Annotated in this window: 19 protein-coding genes, 1 pseudogene and 1 riboswitch; of the genes and pseudogenes, 11 read left to right on the top strand and 9 right to left on the bottom strand. The window is 72.8% G+C overall.

Translation table 11 applies throughout. The features are described from left to right. Nucleotides 1-46: 46 nt before the first annotated feature. Nucleotides 47-505 (bottom strand): peroxiredoxin, encoded by a 459-nt coding sequence (locus ACZ6O5_RS13770; protein ID WP_281941255.1) that lies wholly within the window; start codon nucleotides 503-505, stop codon nucleotides 47-49. A 36-nt stretch (nucleotides 506-541) separates the two neighbouring features. After that, nucleotides 542-1,378, bottom strand: a complete 837-nt coding sequence (locus ACZ6O5_RS13775; protein ID WP_465977103.1) for a patatin-like phospholipase family protein — start codon at nucleotides 1,376-1,378, stop codon at nucleotides 542-544. Between the two features lie 75 nt (nucleotides 1,379-1,453). On the opposite strand from ACZ6O5_RS13775, the gene ACZ6O5_RS13780 reads away from it, so the two are divergent. After that, on the top strand, nucleotides 1,454-2,182 hold the full coding sequence (locus ACZ6O5_RS13780) for an SDR family NAD(P)-dependent oxidoreductase (RefSeq protein ID WP_465977104.1): 729 nt from the start codon (nucleotides 1,454-1,456) through the stop codon (nucleotides 2,180-2,182). A gap of 43 nt (nucleotides 2,183-2,225) precedes the next feature. Here ACZ6O5_RS13780 and ACZ6O5_RS13785 read toward each other — a convergent pair whose 3' ends face one another. Beyond that, a complete protein-coding gene (locus ACZ6O5_RS13785) occupies nucleotides 2,226-2,351 on the bottom strand; it encodes an MFS transporter small subunit (protein WP_255563039.1) in 126 nt (41 codons plus the stop codon). Next, nucleotides 2,348-3,766: an OFA family MFS transporter gene (locus ACZ6O5_RS13790; RefSeq protein ID WP_465977106.1), complete on the bottom strand. Its 1,419-nt coding sequence runs from the start codon at nucleotides 3,764-3,766 to the stop codon at nucleotides 2,348-2,350. Before ACZ6O5_RS13790 ends, ACZ6O5_RS13785 begins: the two co-directional genes overlap by 4 nt. A gap of 177 nt (nucleotides 3,767-3,943) precedes the next feature. Between ACZ6O5_RS13790 and pdxY the strand changes: the two genes are divergently transcribed. The 4 genes from pdxY (at nucleotide 3,944) to ACZ6O5_RS13810 (ending at nucleotide 8,170) form a co-directional block, all read left to right on the top strand. Continuing rightward, nucleotides 3,944-4,795, top strand: coding sequence for a pyridoxal kinase PdxY (gene pdxY / locus ACZ6O5_RS13795; RefSeq protein ID WP_465977108.1), 852 nt, complete (start codon nucleotides 3,944-3,946; stop codon nucleotides 4,793-4,795). 32 nt (nucleotides 4,796-4,827) lie between these two features. Then, nucleotides 4,828-5,289 carry a helix-turn-helix transcriptional regulator gene (locus ACZ6O5_RS13800; protein WP_465977110.1) on the top strand — a complete coding sequence of 154 codons (462 nt, stop codon included), beginning with the start codon at nucleotides 4,828-4,830 and terminating at the stop codon, nucleotides 5,287-5,289. Between the two features lie 19 nt (nucleotides 5,290-5,308). Next, nucleotides 5,309-5,722 (top strand): VOC family protein, encoded by a 414-nt coding sequence (locus ACZ6O5_RS13805; RefSeq protein ID WP_465977112.1) that lies wholly within the window; start codon nucleotides 5,309-5,311, stop codon nucleotides 5,720-5,722. Between the two features lie 87 nt (nucleotides 5,723-5,809). Beyond that, nucleotides 5,810-8,170 carry an excinuclease ABC subunit UvrA gene (locus tag ACZ6O5_RS13810; RefSeq protein ID WP_465977114.1) on the top strand — a complete coding sequence of 787 codons (2,361 nt, stop codon included), beginning with the start codon at nucleotides 5,810-5,812 and terminating at the stop codon, nucleotides 8,168-8,170. A 105-nt stretch (nucleotides 8,171-8,275) separates the two neighbouring features. Here ACZ6O5_RS13810 and ACZ6O5_RS13815 read toward each other — a convergent pair whose 3' ends face one another. Continuing rightward, on the bottom strand, nucleotides 8,276-9,139 hold the full coding sequence (locus tag ACZ6O5_RS13815) for an aminoglycoside phosphotransferase family protein (protein WP_465977116.1): 864 nt from the start codon (nucleotides 9,137-9,139) through the stop codon (nucleotides 8,276-8,278). Nucleotides 9,140-9,236: 97 nt separating this feature from the next. Here ACZ6O5_RS13815 and ACZ6O5_RS13820 point away from each other — a divergent pair, with 97 nt between their 5' ends. Next, nucleotides 9,237-10,229, top strand: a complete 993-nt coding sequence (locus ACZ6O5_RS13820; RefSeq protein WP_357301934.1) for a tyrosine-type recombinase/integrase — start codon at nucleotides 9,237-9,239, stop codon at nucleotides 10,227-10,229. On the opposite strand, the gene ACZ6O5_RS13825 is transcribed toward ACZ6O5_RS13820, so the two are convergent. Further along, complete coding sequence (locus ACZ6O5_RS13825) at nucleotides 10,226-11,248, bottom strand: beta family protein (RefSeq protein WP_465977118.1); 1,023 nt, start codon at nucleotides 11,246-11,248, stop codon at nucleotides 10,226-10,228. The genes ACZ6O5_RS13820 and ACZ6O5_RS13825 overlap by 4 nt on opposite strands. Before the next feature lie 118 nt (nucleotides 11,249-11,366). On the opposite strand from ACZ6O5_RS13825, the gene ACZ6O5_RS13830 reads away from it, so the two are divergent. Both ACZ6O5_RS13830 and ACZ6O5_RS13835 read left to right on the top strand, forming a co-directional pair. Next, nucleotides 11,367-12,425, top strand: coding sequence for a hypothetical protein (locus ACZ6O5_RS13830; RefSeq protein WP_465977119.1), 1,059 nt, complete (start codon nucleotides 11,367-11,369; stop codon nucleotides 12,423-12,425). Beyond that, a riboswitch (ZMP/ZTP riboswitch) is annotated at nucleotides 12,390-12,471 on the top strand. (Overlaps the previous gene by 36 nt.) Before the next feature lie 13 nt (nucleotides 12,472-12,484). After that, a pseudogene (locus ACZ6O5_RS13835) lies at nucleotides 12,485-13,376 on the top strand (bifunctional 5,10-methylenetetrahydrofolate dehydrogenase/5,10-methenyltetrahydrofolate cyclohydrolase). Between the two features lie 3 nt (nucleotides 13,377-13,379). Here the strand turns inward: ACZ6O5_RS13835 and ACZ6O5_RS13840 are convergent. Next, nucleotides 13,380-14,159, bottom strand: coding sequence for an endonuclease/exonuclease/phosphatase family protein (locus ACZ6O5_RS13840; protein WP_465977121.1), 780 nt, complete (start codon nucleotides 14,157-14,159; stop codon nucleotides 13,380-13,382). 174 nt (nucleotides 14,160-14,333) lie between these two features. On the opposite strand from ACZ6O5_RS13840, the gene ACZ6O5_RS13845 reads away from it, so the two are divergent. Further along, nucleotides 14,334-15,110, top strand: coding sequence for a sulfite exporter TauE/SafE family protein (locus ACZ6O5_RS13845; RefSeq protein ID WP_465977123.1), 777 nt, complete (start codon nucleotides 14,334-14,336; stop codon nucleotides 15,108-15,110). Beyond that, the gene (locus tag ACZ6O5_RS13850) at nucleotides 15,110-15,886 is read left to right on the top strand and encodes a GNAT family N-acetyltransferase (RefSeq protein ID WP_465977124.1); all 777 of its coding nucleotides are present in this window, start codon (nucleotides 15,110-15,112) and stop codon (nucleotides 15,884-15,886) included. Before ACZ6O5_RS13845 ends, ACZ6O5_RS13850 begins: the two co-directional genes overlap by 1 nt. Nucleotides 15,887-15,901: 15 nt before the next feature. Here ACZ6O5_RS13850 and def read toward each other — a convergent pair whose 3' ends face one another. Both def and ACZ6O5_RS13860 read right to left on the bottom strand, forming a co-directional pair. Then, entirely contained in the window at nucleotides 15,902-16,411 is a 510-nt protein-coding gene (def, locus tag ACZ6O5_RS13855) for a peptide deformylase (protein WP_465977126.1), read from the bottom strand. A 10-nt stretch (nucleotides 16,412-16,421) separates the two neighbouring features. Beyond that, nucleotides 16,422-16,931: a MarR family winged helix-turn-helix transcriptional regulator gene (locus ACZ6O5_RS13860; RefSeq protein ID WP_465977128.1), complete on the bottom strand. Its 510-nt coding sequence runs from the start codon at nucleotides 16,929-16,931 to the stop codon at nucleotides 16,422-16,424. A 51-nt stretch (nucleotides 16,932-16,982) separates the two neighbouring features. On the opposite strand from ACZ6O5_RS13860, the gene pip reads away from it, so the two are divergent. Then, nucleotides 16,983-17,930: a prolyl aminopeptidase gene (gene pip / locus ACZ6O5_RS13865; protein WP_465977130.1), complete on the top strand. Its 948-nt coding sequence runs from the start codon at nucleotides 16,983-16,985 to the stop codon at nucleotides 17,928-17,930. The last annotated feature ends 20 nt before the right edge of the window (nucleotides 17,931-17,950 follow it).

A 17,950-nucleotide genomic window follows, 5' to 3' on the forward strand; every position in this document is an offset into this window, starting at 1 on the left:
GTTTGATTGCCGCCCTTGATACCAGGCCGGCACGACAACCCGACGGTCAACCCCCGAGCGCCCGCAACGCCGCGTCGGCGTGCGCGTTCATGCTCACCTCGCTGTGCACCACCGCCAGCACCCGCCGGTCCGGACCGATCACGAACGTCATCCGCCGGGTGCTCAACGCGCCCAGCGGCAACCGCCGCCGCACCCCGAACGCCGCCGCCACCGCCCCGTCGACGTCGGACAACAACGGATAGTCGAAACCGTGCCGGCGGGCGAACTCCGCCTGCCGCTCCACCGGGTCCCGGCTGATCCCCACCCGCGACGCGCCCACCGCCGCGAACTCCGCCGCCAGGTCCCGGAAATGGCAGCTCTCCGCCGTGCACCCCCGCGTCATCGCCGCCGGGTAGAAGAACACCACCACCGGCCCGGCGGCCAGGAACTCCGACAGCCGCCGCGGCGCACCCGTCTGGTCCGGCAGCGTGAAATCCTCGACCAGGTCACCGACACCCACACCCACCACGTACCTCCCGAGCTCGCCGTCGATGCGGTGAGCCTAGGCGCGCCACACACCCGCCACCTCGTCGGCCACCGCCTCGGCCTGCGCGAACCCCGCCCGCGCCGACGCCGCCCGCCGCGTCGGGTCCAGCACGTTCCGCCCGATCGCCGCCCGCGCCGCCCGGTCCGGCGCCACCACCGCCACCCGCGCCCCCGCCGCCCGCAACGCCGCCACCTGCGCCGACACCCGCGGCATCGGCCCCACCGCGGCACTCGTCGGCGCCAACACCACCACCCGCCGCGCCCCGGCGGCCAGATCCGCGTTCACCGGCGACCGCACCCCACCGTCGACGAACCGCCGACCCCCGACCGTCACCGGCGGCCACACCCCCGGCACCGCGCAACTGGCCCCCACCGCGTCGACCAGCGACACCCCGCTGCCGGCGTCGAACACCACGAACTCACCCGACACCGCGTCGACCGCGGTCACCAGCAGCCTCCGCGCCGGCCACTGCCGCGCCGGCAACCGCGCCGCGATCACCGCCCGCCGCGACTGCTCCGACGGGGTACGCGCCGCCAACGCCACCGCGCCCACCCGCGCGCGGGCCCGCGCCGCGTCCCGCCCCCGACCGCCGGCCCACGCCCACCGGGCCAGCACCCCCAACCCGAGCCGGGCCGGCACCTCGTCACCCGGCGGCCGCAACTGCGCCGCGTACCGCTGCGCCGGCGGCACCCCGCAACACACCTGCGCCCCGACCACCGAACCCGCCGACGTGCCCACCACCAGGTCCGCGTCCTCCAGCGACACACCCCGTTGCGCCAACCCGGCCAGCAGCCCCAACTCCCAGGCCACCCCGGTCACCCCGCCGCCGCCCAGCACCAACGCCCGCCCCATGTGACAGTCCTCTCCGTCGCCGCCGGTGCCGCCCACGGTAACGTCGCCCCCACCAGCAGGGCAGGGGAGGACGCATTGACCTCGATCACCATCGTCACCGGCGGTGGGCGCGGCATCGGCGCGGCCACCGCCCGCCGGCTCGCCGCCGCCGGCCACGACCTGGTCATCGGCTACCGCGCCGACCACGACGCCGCCGCGACCGTCGCCGCCGACGTGCGCGCCGCCGGCCGACGCGCCGTCACCGTCGCCGCCGACACCACCGACCCCGACGCGGTACGCCGGCTCTTCGCCGCCGCCGACCAGCTCGGCCCGCTCACCGGCCTGGTCAACAACGCCGGCGTCACCAGCCCCATCGGCCCCTTCACCGACCTGCGCGCCGAGGACCTGCGCGACGTCGTCGACGTCAACCTGATCGGCTACGTCCTCTGCGCCCAGCAGGCCGCCCGCCGGATGAGCGCCGGCGGCGCCATCGTCAACGTGTCCTCCGCCGCCGCCACCCTCGGCAGCCCCGGCGAGTACATCCACTACGCCGCCGTCAAAGCCGCCACCGACACCCTCACCGTCGGCCTGGCCAAGGAACTCGCCCCACGCGGCATCCGCGTCAACGCGGTCGCCCCCGGCATCATCCGCACCGACATCCACACCCGCTCCGGCGTACCCGACCGCCCCGAGCGCGCCGCCGGCCGCATCCCGCTGGGCCGCGCCGGCGAACCCGACGAGGTGGCCGGCGCGATCGCCCACCTGCTCGGCCCCGACGCCTCGTACACCACCGGCGCGGTCCTGCGCGTCGCCGGTGGCCTCTGACCGGCGCGGCGACCCGGAACGGACCCCGGGCCGCCGCCACGGGTCACTGCGTGAACAACTTCGCCGCCGTGATCAGCGTCTGCACCACGCCGTAGCCCAACAGCACGGCCACCACCAGCCACGACACCACCAGACGGACCTGCTGCCCGCCACCGCTGCGCTCGTTCACGACCCGCTCCGCTCCGCCGTCACCGGCTGCCCGTCCACCATCTCGTCCCGGCCCGACGCCGGCTCGTGGAACCGCCGCGGCACCGGCCGGATCAGCAGGTTCGCCACCAGCCCCACCGCCAGCACCCCGACCATCGTGAACAACGCCGGCCGGTACGCCGACGCGGTCAACGAGCCCGGCTCGCCCTGCGCGTCCAGGAACGCGTTGACGATCAACGGGCCGGCCACCCCCGCCGCCGACCACGCGGTCAACAGCCGACCGTGGATCGCGCCCACCTCGAACGTGCCGAACAGATCCCGCAGATACGCCGGCGCGGTCGCGAACCCGCCGCCGTAGAACGACAGGATCACGCAGGCCAGCAGCACGAACAACGCCGTCGCGCTCTGCCCGACCAGCGCCAGCACCAGGTACAGCACCAGGCCCACACCCAGATACACCACGTAGATCGGCTTACGGCCGATCACATCCGACGTCGACGACCAGACGAACCGGCCCGCCATGTTGAACAGCGACAGCAACCCGACGAACCCGCCGGCCGCCGCCACCGAAACCGCCGACGTGCCGTTGTCCCGGAAGAAGTCCTGGATCATCGGGCTGGCCTGCTCCAGGATGCCGATGCCCGCCGTCACGTTGCAGAACAGCACCACCCACAGCAGCCAGAACGACCGCGTCCGCACCGCGTTCGCCGCCGACACGTTCGCGGTGGTCACCATCGGCTTCGCCGCCACCTTCGCCGGGTCGAACCCGGCCGGCCGCCAGTCCGCCGCCGGCACCCGCACGTTGAACACCCCGAACATCATGATCACGAAGTAGCCGACGCCGAGCGTGACGAACAACCACACCAACGCCGACCCCGACGCCGTCGACCCGCTGTTCGACGGGTCGTACCCCGGGTCGAACAACGACAACAACTGCCGGGACAGGGGAGAGGCCACCATCGCCCCACCACCGAACCCCATGATCGCCAACCCGGTCGCCAGCCCCGGCCGGTCCGGGAACCACTTGATCAACGTGGAGACGGGGGAGATGTACCCGATCCCCAACCCGATCCCACCCAGCACCCCGTACCCCAGGTACAGCAGCCACAACTGCGACGACGCGATGCCCAGCGCGCCCACCAGGAAACCCGCCGCCCAGAAGCACGCCGAGACGAACATCGCCTTACGCGGCCCGTTCGCCTCCACCCACGTACCGGCCACCGCGGCCGACAACCCCAACATCACGATCGCGATGCTGAAGATCACCCCGATCGCCGTCTGCCCCGAGTCGAAATGCGCGATCAGGGAGTTCTTGTACACGCTCGTCGCGTAGACCTGCCCGATGCAGAGATGGATCGCCAGCGCCGCCGGCGGGATCAACCACCGGCTGTACCCCGGCGGCGCGACGGTGTGCCGACGATCGAGTGCGGAAAGCATCAGTGCTTCCTCCGTCCAGATGGCGAGAACCCCTCGCTTCATGCCCCCCGCGCATGCGGTGCCCAAACCCGCCACGCGCCCGACGGTCGAAACCCGGAGCCGAACGGTCGACCGTACCCGCACCCGTCGCCCGACGACCACCGAGCGTGACCCCCGCCGAGGTGCGAGGATGAGCCCGTGAAGATCCTCTCCATCCAGTCCTCGGTCGCCTACGGCCACGTCGGCAACTCCGCCGCCGTGTTCCCGCTACAACGCCTGCGCCACGAGGTCTGGCCGGTGCTCACCGTGCACTTCTCCAACCACACCGGCTACGGCGCCTGGCGCGGCCCCCTGCTCGCCCCCACCGACGTCGCCGACGTCATCACCGGCATCGCCGACCGCGGCGTGCTCGGCACCGCCGACGCCGTCCTCTCCGGCTACCAGGGCGACCCCGCCGTCGGCGCCGTCATCCTCGACGCCGTCGCCCAGGTCAAGGCCGCCAACCCGGCCGCCCTCTACTGCTGCGACCCGGTCATGGGCGACGTCGGCCGCGGCATGTTCGTCCGCCCCGGCATCCCCGAATACCTGCGCGACACCGTCGTGCCCCGCGCCGACATCGTCACCCCCAACCAGTTCGAGCTGGAGTTCCTCGCCGGCCGCCGCACCCACACCCTCGACGACCTGCTCACCGCCGTCGACGCCGTCCGCGCCACCGGCCCCGACCACGTCCTGGTCACCAGCGTCCTGCACGGCGACCTGCCCACCGACCACCTCGACGTCGTCGCCGTCTCCACCGACGGCGCCTGGGCCGTCACCACCCCGCTGCTGCCGATCAGCCCCAACGGCGGCGGCGACGTCACCGCCGCCCTCTACCTGGCCCACCTCGCCACCACCGGATCACCCGCGACCGCGCTGGAACGCACCACCAACTCCATCTACGCGGTCCTCGACGCCACCCTCGCCGCCGGCACCCGCGAACTCCAACTCGTCGCCGCCCAGGACGCCATCGCCGAACCACCCACCCGGTTCACCGCCCGCCGACTGCGCTGAACACCTGGACGCCCCCGCCCCGGCCAGCGAAAATGCCACACGTGCCAACCCACCACCCGGCCACCGACGACCCCGCCTTCGCCCACCGCCTGCGCGACCTCGCCCGCCTACGCCGCATCCGCGACCGCATCGACCGCGAACACGCCCAACCCCTCGACGTCGAAGCCCTCGCCCGCGGCGAACACATGTCCGCCGGCCACCTCAGCCGCCAGTTCCGCCAGACCTACGGCGAAACCCCGTACTCCTACCTCATGACCCGCCGCATCGAACGCGCCATGGCCCTGCTGCGCCGCGGCGACCTCAGCGTCACCGACGTCTGCTTCGCCGTCGGCTGCCAGTCCCTCGGCACCTTCAGCACCCGCTTCACCGAACTCGTCGGCGAACCCCCCAGCGCCTACCGCGCCCGCCACGCGCCCGGCACCGCCGAACCACCCCCGTGCCTCACCAAACACGCCACCCGACCGATCAGGAATCGAGAAGCCCCCGCCACCTGACCGAACTAGCGTGACCACCATGACCATCACGATCCACTACGCCTTCCTGCCCCACACCGACGCCGACGCCGCCGTCACCTTCTACCGCGACACCCTCGGCTTCGACCTGCGCAACGACGTCGGCCAGGGCAACACCATGCGCTGGCTCACCGTCGGCCCACCCGGACAGCCCGAGACCGGCATCGTCCTGCACCCCCCGGCCGTCGACCCCGGCATCACCGACGACGAACGCCGCACCATCCACGAACTCATCGCCAAGGGCACCTACGGCGCGCTCACCCTCGCCACCGACGACCTCGACACGCTCTTCGACCGCCTCCAGGCCAGCGGCGCCGACGTCGTCCAGGAGCCCACCGAACAGCCCTACGGCGTCCGCGACTGCGCCTTCCGCGACCCCACCGGCAACCTCATCCGCATCAACCAACGACGCTGACCCCGACGCGACGTACCGTACAATGTACGCCGGCCGGCGCGCCGCACGCCGGCCGGCCCCGACACCGCACCAACCGGACGGAGACCCATGCCCCAGGCCCACGCCGACAGCCACGACGTCATCCGCGTCCACGGCGCCCGCGAGAACAACCTCCGCAACGTCGACGTCGACTTGCCCAAACGCCGCCTCACCGTCTTCACCGGCGTCTCCGGCTCCGGCAAGAGCAGCCTGGTCTTCGGCACCATCGCCGCCGAATCCCAACGCCTCATCAACGAGACCTACAGCGCCTTCGTCCAAGGCTTCATGCCCACCCTGTCCCGCCCCGACGTCGACATCCTCGAAGGCCTCACCACCGCCATCATCGTCGACCAGGAACGCATGGGCACCGACCCCCGCTCCACCGTCGGCACCGCCACCGACGCCAACGCCATGCTCCGCATCCTCTTCAGCCGCCTCGGCCAACCCCACATCGGCCCACCCAACGCCTACTCCTTCAACGTCCCCTCCGTCCGCGCCACCGGCGCCATCACCGTCGACCGCGGCCCCGACAAGACCCAGACCAAGAAGGGCACCTTCCACCGCCTCGGCGGCATGTGCCCCCGCTGCGAAGGCCGCGGCAGCGTCACCGACTTCGACCTCACCGTCCTCTACGACGCCGACCGCACCCTCAACGAGGGCGCCATCACCATCCCCGGCTACAGCATGGACGGCTGGTACGGCCGCATCTTCCGCGCCAGCGGCATGTTCGACCCCGACAAACCCCTGCGCGACTACACCGACCGCGAACGCCACGACCTGCTCCACAAGGAGCCCACCAAAATCAAGGTCGAGGGCATCAACGTCACCTACACCGGCCTCATCCCCGCCATTCAGAAGTCGATGCTCGCCAAGGACGTCGACGCCATGCAGCCCCACATCCGCGCCTTCGTCGAACGCGCCGTCACGTTCACCACCTGCCCCGACTGCGACGGCACCCGCCTGGCCCCCGAGGCCCGCTCCTCGAAGATCAACGGCATCTCCATCGCCGACGCCTGCGCCATGCAGATCAGCGACCTCGCCACCTGGGTCCGCGACCTGCCCGAACCCTCCGTCGCCCCGCTGCTCACCGCACTGGGGGACACCCTCGACTCCTTCGTCGAGATCGGTCTCGGCTACCTCAGCCTCAACCGCCCCGCCGGCACCCTCTCCGGCGGCGAGGCCCAACGCACCAAGATGATCCGCCACCTCGGCTCATCCCTCACCGACGTCACCTACGTCTTCGACGAACCCACCATCGGCCTGCACCCGCACGACATCGCCCGGATGAACAACCTCCTGCTCCGCCTGCGCGACAAGGGCAACACCGTCCTGGTCGTCGAGCACAAACCGGAAACCATCGCCATCGCCGACCACATCGTCGACCTCGGCCCCGGCGCCGGCACCGACGGCGGCACCATCTGCTACGAAGGCACCGTCGCCGGCCTGCGCGCCAGCGACACCGTCACCGGCCGCCACCTCGACGACCGGGCCACCCTCAAGAACGCCACCCGCACCCCCACCGGCACCCTGCCCATCCGCGGCGCCGCCACCCACAACCTGCGCGACGTCGACGTCGACATCCCCCTCGGCGTCCTGGTCGTCGTCACCGGCGTCGCCGGCTCCGGCAAGAGCAGCCTCATCCACGGCTCCCTGGCCGGACGCGACGACGTCGTCAGCATCGACCAGACCGCCATCCGCGGCTCCCGCCGCAGCAACCCGGCCACCTACACCGGCCTGCTCGACCCCATCCGCAAGGCCTTCGCCAAGGCCAACGGCGTCAAACCCGCCCTGTTCAGCGCCAACTCCGAAGGCGCCTGCCCCGCCTGTAACGGCGCCGGCGTCATCTACACCGACCTCGGCATGATGGCCGGCGTCGCCAGCACCTGCGAGGACTGCGAAGGCAAACGCTTCCAGGCCGCCGTGCTCGACTACCACCTCGGCGGTCGCGACATCAGCGAGGTCCTCGCCATGCCGGTCAACGAGGCCGAGAAGTTCTTCGGCGCCGGCGACGCCCGCCTCCCGGCCGCCCACGCCATCCTCGACCGGCTCGCCGACGTCGGGCTCGGCTACCTCACGCTCGGTCAACCACTGACCACGCTGTCCGGAGGGGAGCGGCAGCGGATCAAGCTGGCCACCCGGATGGGGGACAGGGGCGGCGTCTACGTCCTCGACGAACCGACCACCGGCCTGCACCTGGCCGACGTCGCCCAACTGCTCGGCCTGCTCGACCGGCTGGTCGAATCCGGCAAGTCGGTCATCGTCATCGAACACCACCAGGCGGTCATGGCGCACGCCGACTGGATCATCGACCTCGGCCCGGGCGCCGGCCACGACGGCGGTCGCATCGTCTTCGAGGGCACCCCGGCCGACCTGGTGACCACGCGGTCCACCCGCACCGGCGAACACCTCGCCGCCTACGTCGGGGCCTGACCCCACGAAACCCGGGGCGGCGGGGTCCGGCACCGACACCGCCGCCCCGACCAAGCGATTCGATAATCCACATTATGTCAAGTAAGGCGGAGTCGGGGTCCCCCGTCACTCCGCCACCGGGTCCGCCAGCACCGCCGCCAACACCCGCGACGGCTCCGCGACCGGCCCCGACCCGATCGTGACGAGCGCCTTCCACAACGCCCAGCCCCGGGCCCGACGCCACGCGTCGCCCGGCAACCCCACCGCATCCCGGAACGCCGCGCGCTCGGCACCGACGCACCACGTCCAGGCCGGCACCAGATCGCAGGCCGGATCACCCACCCCGCACTGCCCGAAGTCGATCATCGCGGCGAGCCGGCCGCGCGCGACCAGCAGGTTCCCGGCCGAGACGTCACCGTGGAACCACACCGGCGCCGTCGGCCAGACGGACGTCACCGCGCCTGCCCACACCGTCCGCGCGGCGGCCGCGTCCACCCGGCCGTCCAGCGCCACCAGGGCCTGCTCCACCTCGTCGCCGTAGACGCTCGGGTGGCAGCCCCGGAACGCCGAGTGCCGGCCGGCGACCGGTCCGCCCGCCGTCGGCGCCTCGCGCAGCGCGGCCAGCAGGCCGCCGAGGTTCCGGGCCACGGCAACGCGGTCCAGGCCGTCGGCGGCCTCCAGCGTGTCGCCGGGCAGCCACCGCCGCACCGACCAGGGGTACGGGTACCCGGCGCCGGGCGCCCCGGTGGCGACCGGTTCGGGTACGGGCAGCGGCAGGTGGCGGGCCAGGACGGGCAGCCAGCGGTCCTCCTTGGCGACGCCGGGCACGTAGCCCTCGGCGCTCGGCAGTCGGGCCAGCAGGTGCTCGCCGAGGCGGAACGTCCGGTTGTCCCACCCCTGGCGCGCGACGGCGGTGACCGGCAGGTGCGCCCACTGCGGGAACTGCGCGGCGACCAGGGCGCGGACGAGTGCGGCGTCGATCTGCACCATGCGGTCCAGTCTGCGGGGCGCGGCAATCGTTTTCGTCGGTGCGCTCCCCCGGAGTGGCGGCCTGGCGGGAACGCGAGAATCATGCATAATATCCCTTATGCATGACAAAGCGGACGAAACGGTAGGGGCGTTGATCGAGGAGTTCCTGACCGCCCGGGCCACCCGCAAGCCCTCCCCGCACACCCTGGCCGCGTACCGGCGGGACCTCACCGGCGTCGCCGCGCTGGAGGTGGCGGACGGTGACGACACTCCCCTCCCCCTGGGCCGGCTGCCGGTCGGGCGCCTGTCCCCCCGGCTGATGCGCGCGGCGTTCGCCCGGTTCGCCGCTCCCCGCGCCGCCGCGTCGGTCCACCGTGCCTGGTCCACCTGGAACAGTTTCTTCACGTTCCTGGTGGCGGACGGGGTGGTGGCCGGGAACCCGATGCCCGCGGTCGGGCGGCCCCGCACGCCGCTCCCCCGGCCCAAGCCGTTGCGGGGCGAGGACACCCCGGAGGAGCTGCTGGCGGCGGTGGCGCGGGCCGAGGGCCGGCAGCGCGACCCGTGGCCGGAGCGGGACGTGGCGGTGCTGGCGTTGGCGCTGTGCGCCGGGTTGCGACTGTCGGAGCTGCTGGCGCTGCGGGTGTCGTCGCTTGCCGGTCGCGAGGGTGAGCGGCGGGTGGACGTGGCCGGCAAGGGCGGTCGGCCGCGTACGGTGCCGATCGAGGTGGGCGTGGACCGGGTGGTGGGTGGTTACCTGGACAGCCGGCGGCGGCGGTTCGGGGCGCGCAGTGTGCGTCCGGACGGGTCGTTGCTGGTGGACCGGCAGGGTGAGCCGTTGCGTCGCGGTGGCCTGCAGTATCTGGTGGAGTCGTGTTTCCGGCGGGCGGGCATCGGTGACCGGGTGCCGCGTGGGGCGCGGTTGCACGCGTTGCGGCACACGTTCGCGACGCGGTTGGCCGAGGACGGGGCGAGCGCGGCGGAGATCATGCGGTTGCTGGGGCATGCGTCGTTGGCGTCGTCGCAGACGTACATCGAGGTGACGGCGGGTCAGCAGCGGGCGGCGGTGGCGGCCAACCGGACGAACCGGGCGTTGTCGGGGTTGGGTCTCTAGCGGGCGGGGGGCGCGCCGGGCAGGCCGAGGTGGTTCGCGACGTGGGCCAGGTGGTGGGAGGTGCCCCAGGCGAGCCAGTGTCGGGCGGTGCCGGGGGTGGCGTGGCGGGCGGCGCGCAGGGCGATCTGTTCGTCGCCCCAGGAGAAGTGTCGTCCGAGGGTGGGCCAGTGGTCGGCGGTGACGAGGGTTCGGCACAGGTCGTGGATGGCGCTGTTGCCGTTGTCGTCGCGGGCGGCCCGGTAGGTCCACCAGACGTCGTGGTCGGTGTAGCGGAGGTTCGGGGGTGGTCCCCAGCCGCCGGTGGCGGGTCGGGGGTGGGCGATGCCGTAGTCGGCGAATCGGATGTCGTGGTCGTGGAGGCGTTGCCAGAGGTCGAGGTCGAGGCGGCGGAGTGGGGTGGCGGTGTTGGGGGGTAGGTGGGCGATGCTGCGGGGCATTGCTCCGGCGGCGACGACGACGGCTTTCCAGGGGTGCCGCTGGGTCCAGGAGAGGTGTTTGCGGACCAGTGGTTCGGCTCGGGTGAGGTCGTGTTCGGAGCGCAGGTGGGCGGCGTCGAGGAGCAGGACGGCGTGTTCGGCGCGCAGGTCGGTGGCGGACAGGAGGCGGTTGGCGCGGTTTTCGGCGTCGTCGTCGGTGTGGTCGAGTCGCAGGACGGCGCCGTGGCCGTGCAGGGCGGCGGCGTCGCGGATGTCGGCCAGTCGGGCGGGGCTGTCGTGGGGGTGGGCGACGGGCAGCATCGGGTTGCCCCACTGGTGCAGGTCTTCGGCGATGTCGGGCAGTGGTCGTCGGAGTCCGGTGGCGGGGTCCGGTAGGCGGTGGGCGTCGACGGCGATGGTCATGTCGCGGGGGACGGTGCGTCGGGCGTGCTGGCTGAAGGTGTGGGCGTCGTGGATGGGCCCGTGCGTGGTGGCGGCGACGTCGAAGATGGGGAGGAGGTGGGGCGCCAGGTCGTCGGGGACGTGGTCGAGGGCGTCGAACTCGCCGGCGCGGCCGTGGAGTATCGGGAAGTAGTCCGCCATTGCGCATCGCCCCACACGATCCGACCGACAGTTACTGTCGTCGATGGTCCACGCTTCGTGTCCGATCGGCAACTGTGGGTGTGCGGCCGGTGGTTGTGGTGGTGGCAGGATCGGTCGGATGCGGGTGGATGCGGCGCGGGCGGTGGCGGTCGACTGGGTGCGGGACCGGATGCGGGCGGATCCGTCGGTCGAGGGGGCGTGGTTCAGTGGCTCGACGGTGGGGTTGCCGGGCGACGCGGAGTTGCCGGTGTGGTCGGACGTGGACGTGCTGCTGGTGCGGGACTCCCCCGGCGTGAAGGTGGGCAAGTTCGTGCATCGGGGGGTGTTGTTGGAGGTCAGTTCGGTCACCTGGGCGGAGGTGGGTGAGCCGGAGGACGTGCTGGGGTCGTGGGTGTTCGCGCCGATGTTCCGTACCGATGCGGTGATCGCGGATCCGTCGGGGCGGTTGGCGGCGGTGCGGCGGCGGGTGGCGGTGGGGTACGCGGATCCGGTGTGGGTGCGGCGGCGGTGCGCGGGGGTGCGGCGGCGGATCGAGGACGGGTTGCGGGGGTTGGACGCCGGGGCGCCGCTGGCGGAGCAGGTGTTGGCGTGGGTGTTCCCGACGTCGCTGTTGGCGGTGTGGCCGGCGGTGGCGGGGTTGGTGGATCCGACGGTGCGACGGCGGTTCGTGCGGGCGTCGGAGGTGTTGACGCGGTTCGGGTTCGGCGTGCGGTATCCGCGGCTGCTGGCGGCGGTGGACGGGGGCGGGGTGGGCGCGGCGCGGGTGCGGGAGCATCTGGCCGGGTTGGCGGTGGTGTTCGACGAGGTGGCGCGGATGCCGCGGGAGGGGTTCGCGTTCGGGGCGGATCTGGCGGTGGCGGGGCGGCCGGTGGTGTTCGACGGTGGGGCGGCGTTGGTGGCGGCGGGGCGGCACCGGGAGGCGATGTTCTGGGTGGTGGTGACGTACGCGCGGTGTCTGGCGGTGTTGGGGGTGGTGGCGCCGGAGCGGGAGCGGGCGTTGCGGCCGGGGTTGGTGGCGGTGTTGGCGGATCTTCAGGTGGTGTCGGCGGCGGATCGGCGGCGGCGCGCGGACGCGGTGTTGGCGTCGTTGCCGGGGTGGCAGTCGGTGGTGGATGCGATCGTGGCGCGCGCTGTGGCAGGGTGTGGGGGACGCGACTGGCGGCACGGGGATGGGTGAACCATCGGGGAGCTCGTCGTGGGGGTCGACCGCCTGGGCCTCCGCGGGCGAGGTGCCGCATGTCTTCTTCTTCGGTGGTTGCGGGTTCGTCGGCGCGGTTGTTGCCGGGTGGGCCGGTGGCGGAGCGGGTGTTGGACGAGGTGGCCGCGTCGGTGGCGGAGCTGCGTGCGGTGGGGGTGACGCCGGCGTTGGCGACGGTGTTGGTGGGTGACGACGACGCGAGCGCGGGTTATATCCGGATCAAACAGCGGCAGGCGGCGGCGTTGGGGTTCGCGTCGCCGCACGTGCACCTGCCGGCGTCGGCGTCGCAGGCGGATCTGCATGCGGTGGTGGCGGATTTCAACGCCGACTCGGCGGTGCACGGGGTGCTGGTGCAGCATCCGATTCCGGGGGGGTCTGGACTACGACCGGGCCCTCGCCGAGGTGGATCCGGACAAGGACGTCGACGGCATGCATCCGGTGAACATGGGTCGGTTGGCGTTGGGGTTGCCGGGGCCGTTGCCGTGTACGCCGGCGGGGATCGAGGCGTTGTTGGCGTTCCACCAGGTGCCGGTGTCGGGCCGGGAGGTGGTGGTGTTGGGTCGGGGTGCGACGTTGGGTCGGCCGTTGGCGATGTTGTTGGCGCAGAAGCGGCCGACGGCGAACGCGGCGGTGACGGTGGTGCACACGGGGGTGGCGGACTGGCCTCGGTACACGCGGCGGGCGGAGATCCTGGTGGCGGCGGCGGGGGTGCCGGGGATCGTGCGGCCGGAGCATGTGCGCCCGGGCGCGGTGGTGGTCGGGGGTGGGGTGCGGTATGAGGGGCGGCGGTTGTTGCCGGATGTGGACGAGTCGTGTGCGCGGGTGGCGGGTGCGATCACGCCGCGGGTGGGTGGGGTGGGTCCGACGACGGTGGCGATGTTGTTCCGCAACGCGGTGCGCGCGGCCCAGCGGCAGACCGGCGTGGGGTGAGGGTCAGCCGAGGTCGACGATGAGGGGTCGGTGGTCGGAGACGGTGGAGGCTGGGGTGTCGACGGCGGTGACGGGTGGGAGCCGGTCGAGGTGGTGGGGGTCGGCGAGGATGTGGTCGAGTTGGACGCGGGGTTGTCCGGCCGGGTAGGTGGGGAGTCGGCCCAGGGGGCGCCAGCGTGACAGCGCGGCGGCGGCGCCGGCGGGGAGGTTGAGGTCGCCGAGCAGGATGCGCGGGGCGGGCAGCGCGCGCAGGGCGCGCACGACGCGGCGTAGTTGCCACATGTTCCAGCCGGGGACGAAGGACAGGTGGGTGGCGGCGACGGTGAGTGGGCCGTGGGGGGTGTCGAGGACGGCGGCGAGGACGACGCGGGGTTCGTCGCGGAGCAGGACGAGTCCGCCGCGGTGGCCGGGGATGTGGATGGGTGAGCGGACGGGTGCGGCGGGTAGGCGGGTGACCTGCCAGGAGCGGACGGGGTGGCGGCTGATGAGGCCGACGCCGTAGAGGGGTTCGCCGTGGCCGTCGTCGTCGTGGGTGAGGGGGCGGAAGTGTTCGCCGGGGGTGCCGACGACGGCGGCGGCGAAGCGGTGGTGGTCGGCGTGCAGGGCGCGGGCGGCGAGGGCGGTGAGGTCGAGTTTGCCGCTGCGGGTCTGGTCGCGGTCGACTTCCTGGAGGGCGAGCACGTCGGCGTCGAGGGCGGTGACGGCGGCGGCGAGTCGGTCGGGGTCGACGAGCCCGTCGGTGAGGGAGCGGCCGTGCAGCAGGTTGAAGGTGGCCAGGCGCACCTGCACACCCTACGTGGTGGTGGCAGGCTGGTCGGATGGTGAAGCTGTTGTGTTGTTCGGTGCTGGTGTTCGTGGCGGTGGCGTCGGTCGGGTTGTGGGTGCGGCGTCGTCGGGGGCGGTGAGGCTGGCCACAGGGGTGCTCGCGGGTGGTGGCGGGGTGGGCAGAATGCGGCCGTGGATGCCGGGTCGTTGGTGACGTTGCTGGCCGCTGCCGCGTTGGCCGGGTGGGTGGACGCGGTGGTGGGTGGTGGCGGGTTGCTGTTGTTGCCGGCGTTGTTGCTGGCGGCGCCGGGGGTGCCGGTGGCGACGGCGTTGGGGACGAACAAGTTGGCGGCGATCTTCGGTACGTCGACGGCGGCGGTGACGTATGCGCGGCGGACGAGGCTGGACTGGGCGGTGGCGGGTCCGGCGGCGGGGTTGGCGGTGGTGACGGCGGGGTTGGGTGCGGCGTTGGCGGGGGCGGTGCCGGCGGGGGCGTACCGGCCGGTGGTGTTGGTGGTGTTGGTGGCGGTGGCGGTGTTCGTGCTGACCCGGCCGCGGTTGGGGGTGGTGGCGTCGCCGTCGCGGCGGACCCGGCGGCGGGTGGTGGTGGCGGTGGCGGTGGCGGGGTTGGGGGTGGCGTTGTACGACGGGTTGATCGGTCCGGGTACGGGCACGTTCCTGGTGTTGGCGTTCACGGCGTTGGTGGGTGCGGATTTCGTGCACGCGTCGGCGATGGCGAAGGTGGTGAACGCGGGCACGAATCTGGGGGCGCTGGTGGTGTTCGGGGTGACGGGGCATGTGTGGTGGTTGTTGGGGGCGGCGATGGCGGTGTGCAACGTGGCCGGGGCGGTGGTGGGCGCGCGGATGGCGTTGCGGCGGGGTGCGGGGTTCGTGCGGGTGGTGTTGTTGGTGGTGGTGGTGGCGTTGGTGGCGCGGTTGGGTTACGACCAGTGGGTGGCGGTGCGGTGATGGTGGTGCGGGCGGAGCACGACCGGGCGGTGCTGGCCGGGTTGTTGGGTCGGGATCCGGTGTTGCACGCCTACCAGTTGGGTGATCTGGACGATTTCTTCTGGCCGTACACGTCGTGGTTCCGGTCGGGTGACGAGGTGGTGTTGCTGTACCACGGGGTGGAGTTGCCGACGTTGTTGGCGTTCGGGGCGCCGGATCGGGTGGCGGCGTTGTCGGGGTTGCTGGTGGCGGCGGCGCCGGTGTTGCCGGCGCGGTTGTGGGCGCACCTGTCCCCTGGTCTGGAGGCGACGGTGGCGCGGTGGTACGCGGTGTCGGACGCGGCGGCGCATGTGCGGATGGCGTTGACGGATCCGGGGCGGTTGGCGGCGGTGCCGGCGGTGGGTGAGCCGTTGGGGCGGGCGGATCTGCCGTTGTTGCGGGAGTTGTACGCGGTGGCGTATCCGGGGAACTGGTTCGACGCGCGGATGGTGGACACCGGTCAGTACGTGGGGGTGCGTGCGGGTAGTCGGTTGGTGGCGGTGGCGGGGGTGCACGTGTTCTCGCCGCGGTGGCGGGTGGCGGCGGTGGGGAACGTGACGACGCATCCGGCGGTGCGGGGGCGTGGTCTGGGGGCGGGTGTGGTGGCGGCGTTGTGCGCGCGGCTGCGGGCGTCGGTGGATCATGTGACGTTGAACGTGCGGGTGGACAACGTCGCGGCGGTGCGGTTGTACGAGCGGTTGGGTTTCACTCCGGTGGCCGGGTTCACCGAGTGTGCGTTGACCCGGTTGCCTGGCTGAGCAGGGGCTGGGGTGTCAGCGGTCTCGGCTGGGTGAGTCGAAGCGGCCGGCGCGGATCTCCCGGAGTGCGCGGCGGCGGGTGTCGCCGCGCAGGGTGTCGACGTAGAGGCGACCGCGTAGGTGGTCGGTTTCGTGTTGCAGGGCGCGGGCGAGGAAGCCGCTGCCGGTGATGGTGAGGGGTTCGCCGTGCTGGTCGTAGCCGTGGGCGGTGGCGTGCAGCGCGCGGGGGGTCGGGAAGTAGAGGCCGGGGATGGACAGGCAGCCCTCGTCGTCGTCCTGGAGGTCTTCGGACAGTTCCAGGGTGGGGTTGACGAGGTGGCCGCGGTGGCCGTCGGCGTCGTAGACGAAGACCTGGGTGTTGACGCCGATCTGGGGGGCGGCGACGCCGGCGCGGCCGGGGGCGCCGAGCAGGGTGTCCATCAGGTCGGCGACGAGGGCGCGTAGTTCGGTGTCGAAGGTGGTGACGGGTTCGCTGGGGGTGCGCAGGACGGGGTCGCCGATGATCCGGATCGGGCGCATAGTCATGCCCGGAAGGCTATCCGTTGCTTACCGGTGCGGGGGTTCCACCCGCCGGTGGGAGCAGGCCGGTGTCGGCGATGCGGTCGCGTAGTGGGCGGTGGCGCAGGGCGGTGAGTACGGCGTACAGCTCGTCGGCGAGGGGTACGGGCAGTTCGGTGTCGAGGTGGCGCATGGCGGCGGTGGTGGCGGCCCATTCGGCTTCGACGGCGGGCAGCAGCGTGCGGGCGCGGTCGGTGAGGGTGACGATGCGGTGGCGGGCGTCGGTGCCGGGGGTGAGGGTGACCAGGCCGGCGCGGCGCATGCCGGCGACGGTCTGGCTGGCGGCGGAGTGGGTGACGCCGACGCGGGCGGCGAGGTCGCGGATGGGTAGTGGTCCGTCGGTGACCAGGGCGCGGACCAGGGGTGAGTAGCGGGGCCGGTAGTCGGTGAGGCCGAGTCGGTCGTGGACGGCGGCGACGTCGCCGTCGAGCAGTTCCAGGACGTGGCGTAGCAGGGTGCCGAGGGCGTCGCGGTGGGGGGCGGTCACATCCGTTAATGTAACAGCGCTGTTGTTTCTGGTGTGGGGAGGACCTGGGGCATGTATCCACCGATCGAGCCGTACGCGTCGGGGCACCTGGACGTCGGCGACGGCCAGCGCGTCTACTGGGAGACCTGCGGCAATCCGGCCGGCCGGCCGGCGTTGGTGGTGCACGGCGGTCCCGGCTCGGGCGCCGACGCGTCGTGGCGGCGGTTGTTCGACCCGGCCGCCTACCGGGTCGTGCTGTTCGACCAGCGCGGCTGCGGGCGCAGCACCCCGTCGGCCGCCGACCCGGCGACCGACCTGTCGGTGAACACCACCGGCCACCTGGTGGCCGACATGGAGGCGCTGCGCGTGCACCTGGGCGTGGACCGGTGGCTGCTGTGCGGCGCGTCGTGGGGCTCGGCGCTGTCGTTGGCGTACGCGCAGGCGCACCCGGGGCGGGTAACCGCGCTGGTGCTGTTCAGCGTGGTGGCCAACACCCGCCGCGAGATCGAGTGGGTGACCCGGGACATGGGTCGGGTGTTCCCGCAGGAGTGGGCGCGGTTCCGCGACGGGGTGCCCGAGGCCGAGCGGGACGGCGACCTGGCCGCCACGTACGCCCGACTGGTCAACGACCCCGACCCGGCAGTGCGGGAGCGGGCGGCGCGCGACTGGTGTGACTGGGAGGACGTGCACGTCTCCCTCGCCGGCGGGTACGCGCCCAGCCTGCGCTACGCCGACCCGGTGTTCCGGTACGGGTTCGCCCGGCTGGTCACCCACCACTTCGCGAACCTGGGGTTCGTGCCGGACGGTCAGTTGCTGCGCGACGCCGGCCGGCTCGCCGGCATCCCGGGGGTGCTCGTGCAGGGCCGCCTGGACGTCAGCGGCCCGCCGGACATCGCGTGGCGGTTGACGCGGGACTGGCCGGACGCCCGGATGGAGATCGTCGAGTCCGGCGGGCACGGCCGCGGCCACGGCGTCGGTGAGCGGGTGGTGGCCGCCCTGGACGCGTTCGCCGCGGCCTGAGAGGCCCTGGGGCCGGGCGG

It is taken from the genome of Micromonospora sp. NPDC049201, assembly GCF_055586805.1.

What these genes read in the sequence shown, in the direction of transcription:
- ACZ6O5_RS13775 (WP_465977103.1), bottom strand. Translation starts at nt 1,378, where the DNA reads ATGGGGCGGGCGTTGGTGCTGGGCGGCGGCGGGGTGACCGGGGTGGCC.
- ACZ6O5_RS13790 (WP_465977106.1), bottom strand. Translation starts at nt 3,766, where the DNA reads ATGCTTTCCGCACTCGATCGTCGGCACACCGTCGCGCCGCCGGGGTAC.
- ACZ6O5_RS13800 (WP_465977110.1), top strand. Translation starts at nt 4,828, where the DNA reads ATGCCACACGTGCCAACCCACCACCCGGCCACCGACGACCCCGCCTTC.
- ACZ6O5_RS13805 (WP_465977112.1), top strand. Translation starts at nt 5,309, where the DNA reads ATGACCATCACGATCCACTACGCCTTCCTGCCCCACACCGACGCCGAC.
- ACZ6O5_RS13810 (WP_465977114.1), top strand. Translation starts at nt 5,810, where the DNA reads ATGCCCCAGGCCCACGCCGACAGCCACGACGTCATCCGCGTCCACGGC.
- ACZ6O5_RS13815 (WP_465977116.1), bottom strand. Translation starts at nt 9,139, where the DNA reads ATGGTGCAGATCGACGCCGCACTCGTCCGCGCCCTGGTCGCCGCGCAG.
- ACZ6O5_RS13820 (WP_357301934.1), top strand. Translation starts at nt 9,237, where the DNA reads ATGCATGACAAAGCGGACGAAACGGTAGGGGCGTTGATCGAGGAGTTC.
- ACZ6O5_RS13825 (WP_465977118.1), bottom strand. Translation starts at nt 11,248, where the DNA reads ATGGCGGACTACTTCCCGATACTCCACGGCCGCGCCGGCGAGTTCGAC.
- ACZ6O5_RS13830 (WP_465977119.1), top strand. Translation starts at nt 11,367, where the DNA reads ATGCGGGTGGATGCGGCGCGGGCGGTGGCGGTCGACTGGGTGCGGGAC.
- ACZ6O5_RS13850 (WP_465977124.1), top strand. Translation starts at nt 15,110, where the DNA reads ATGGTGGTGCGGGCGGAGCACGACCGGGCGGTGCTGGCCGGGTTGTTG.
- def (WP_465977126.1), bottom strand. Translation starts at nt 16,411, where the DNA reads ATGACTATGCGCCCGATCCGGATCATCGGCGACCCCGTCCTGCGCACC.
- pip (WP_465977130.1), top strand. Translation starts at nt 16,983, where the DNA reads ATGTATCCACCGATCGAGCCGTACGCGTCGGGGCACCTGGACGTCGGC.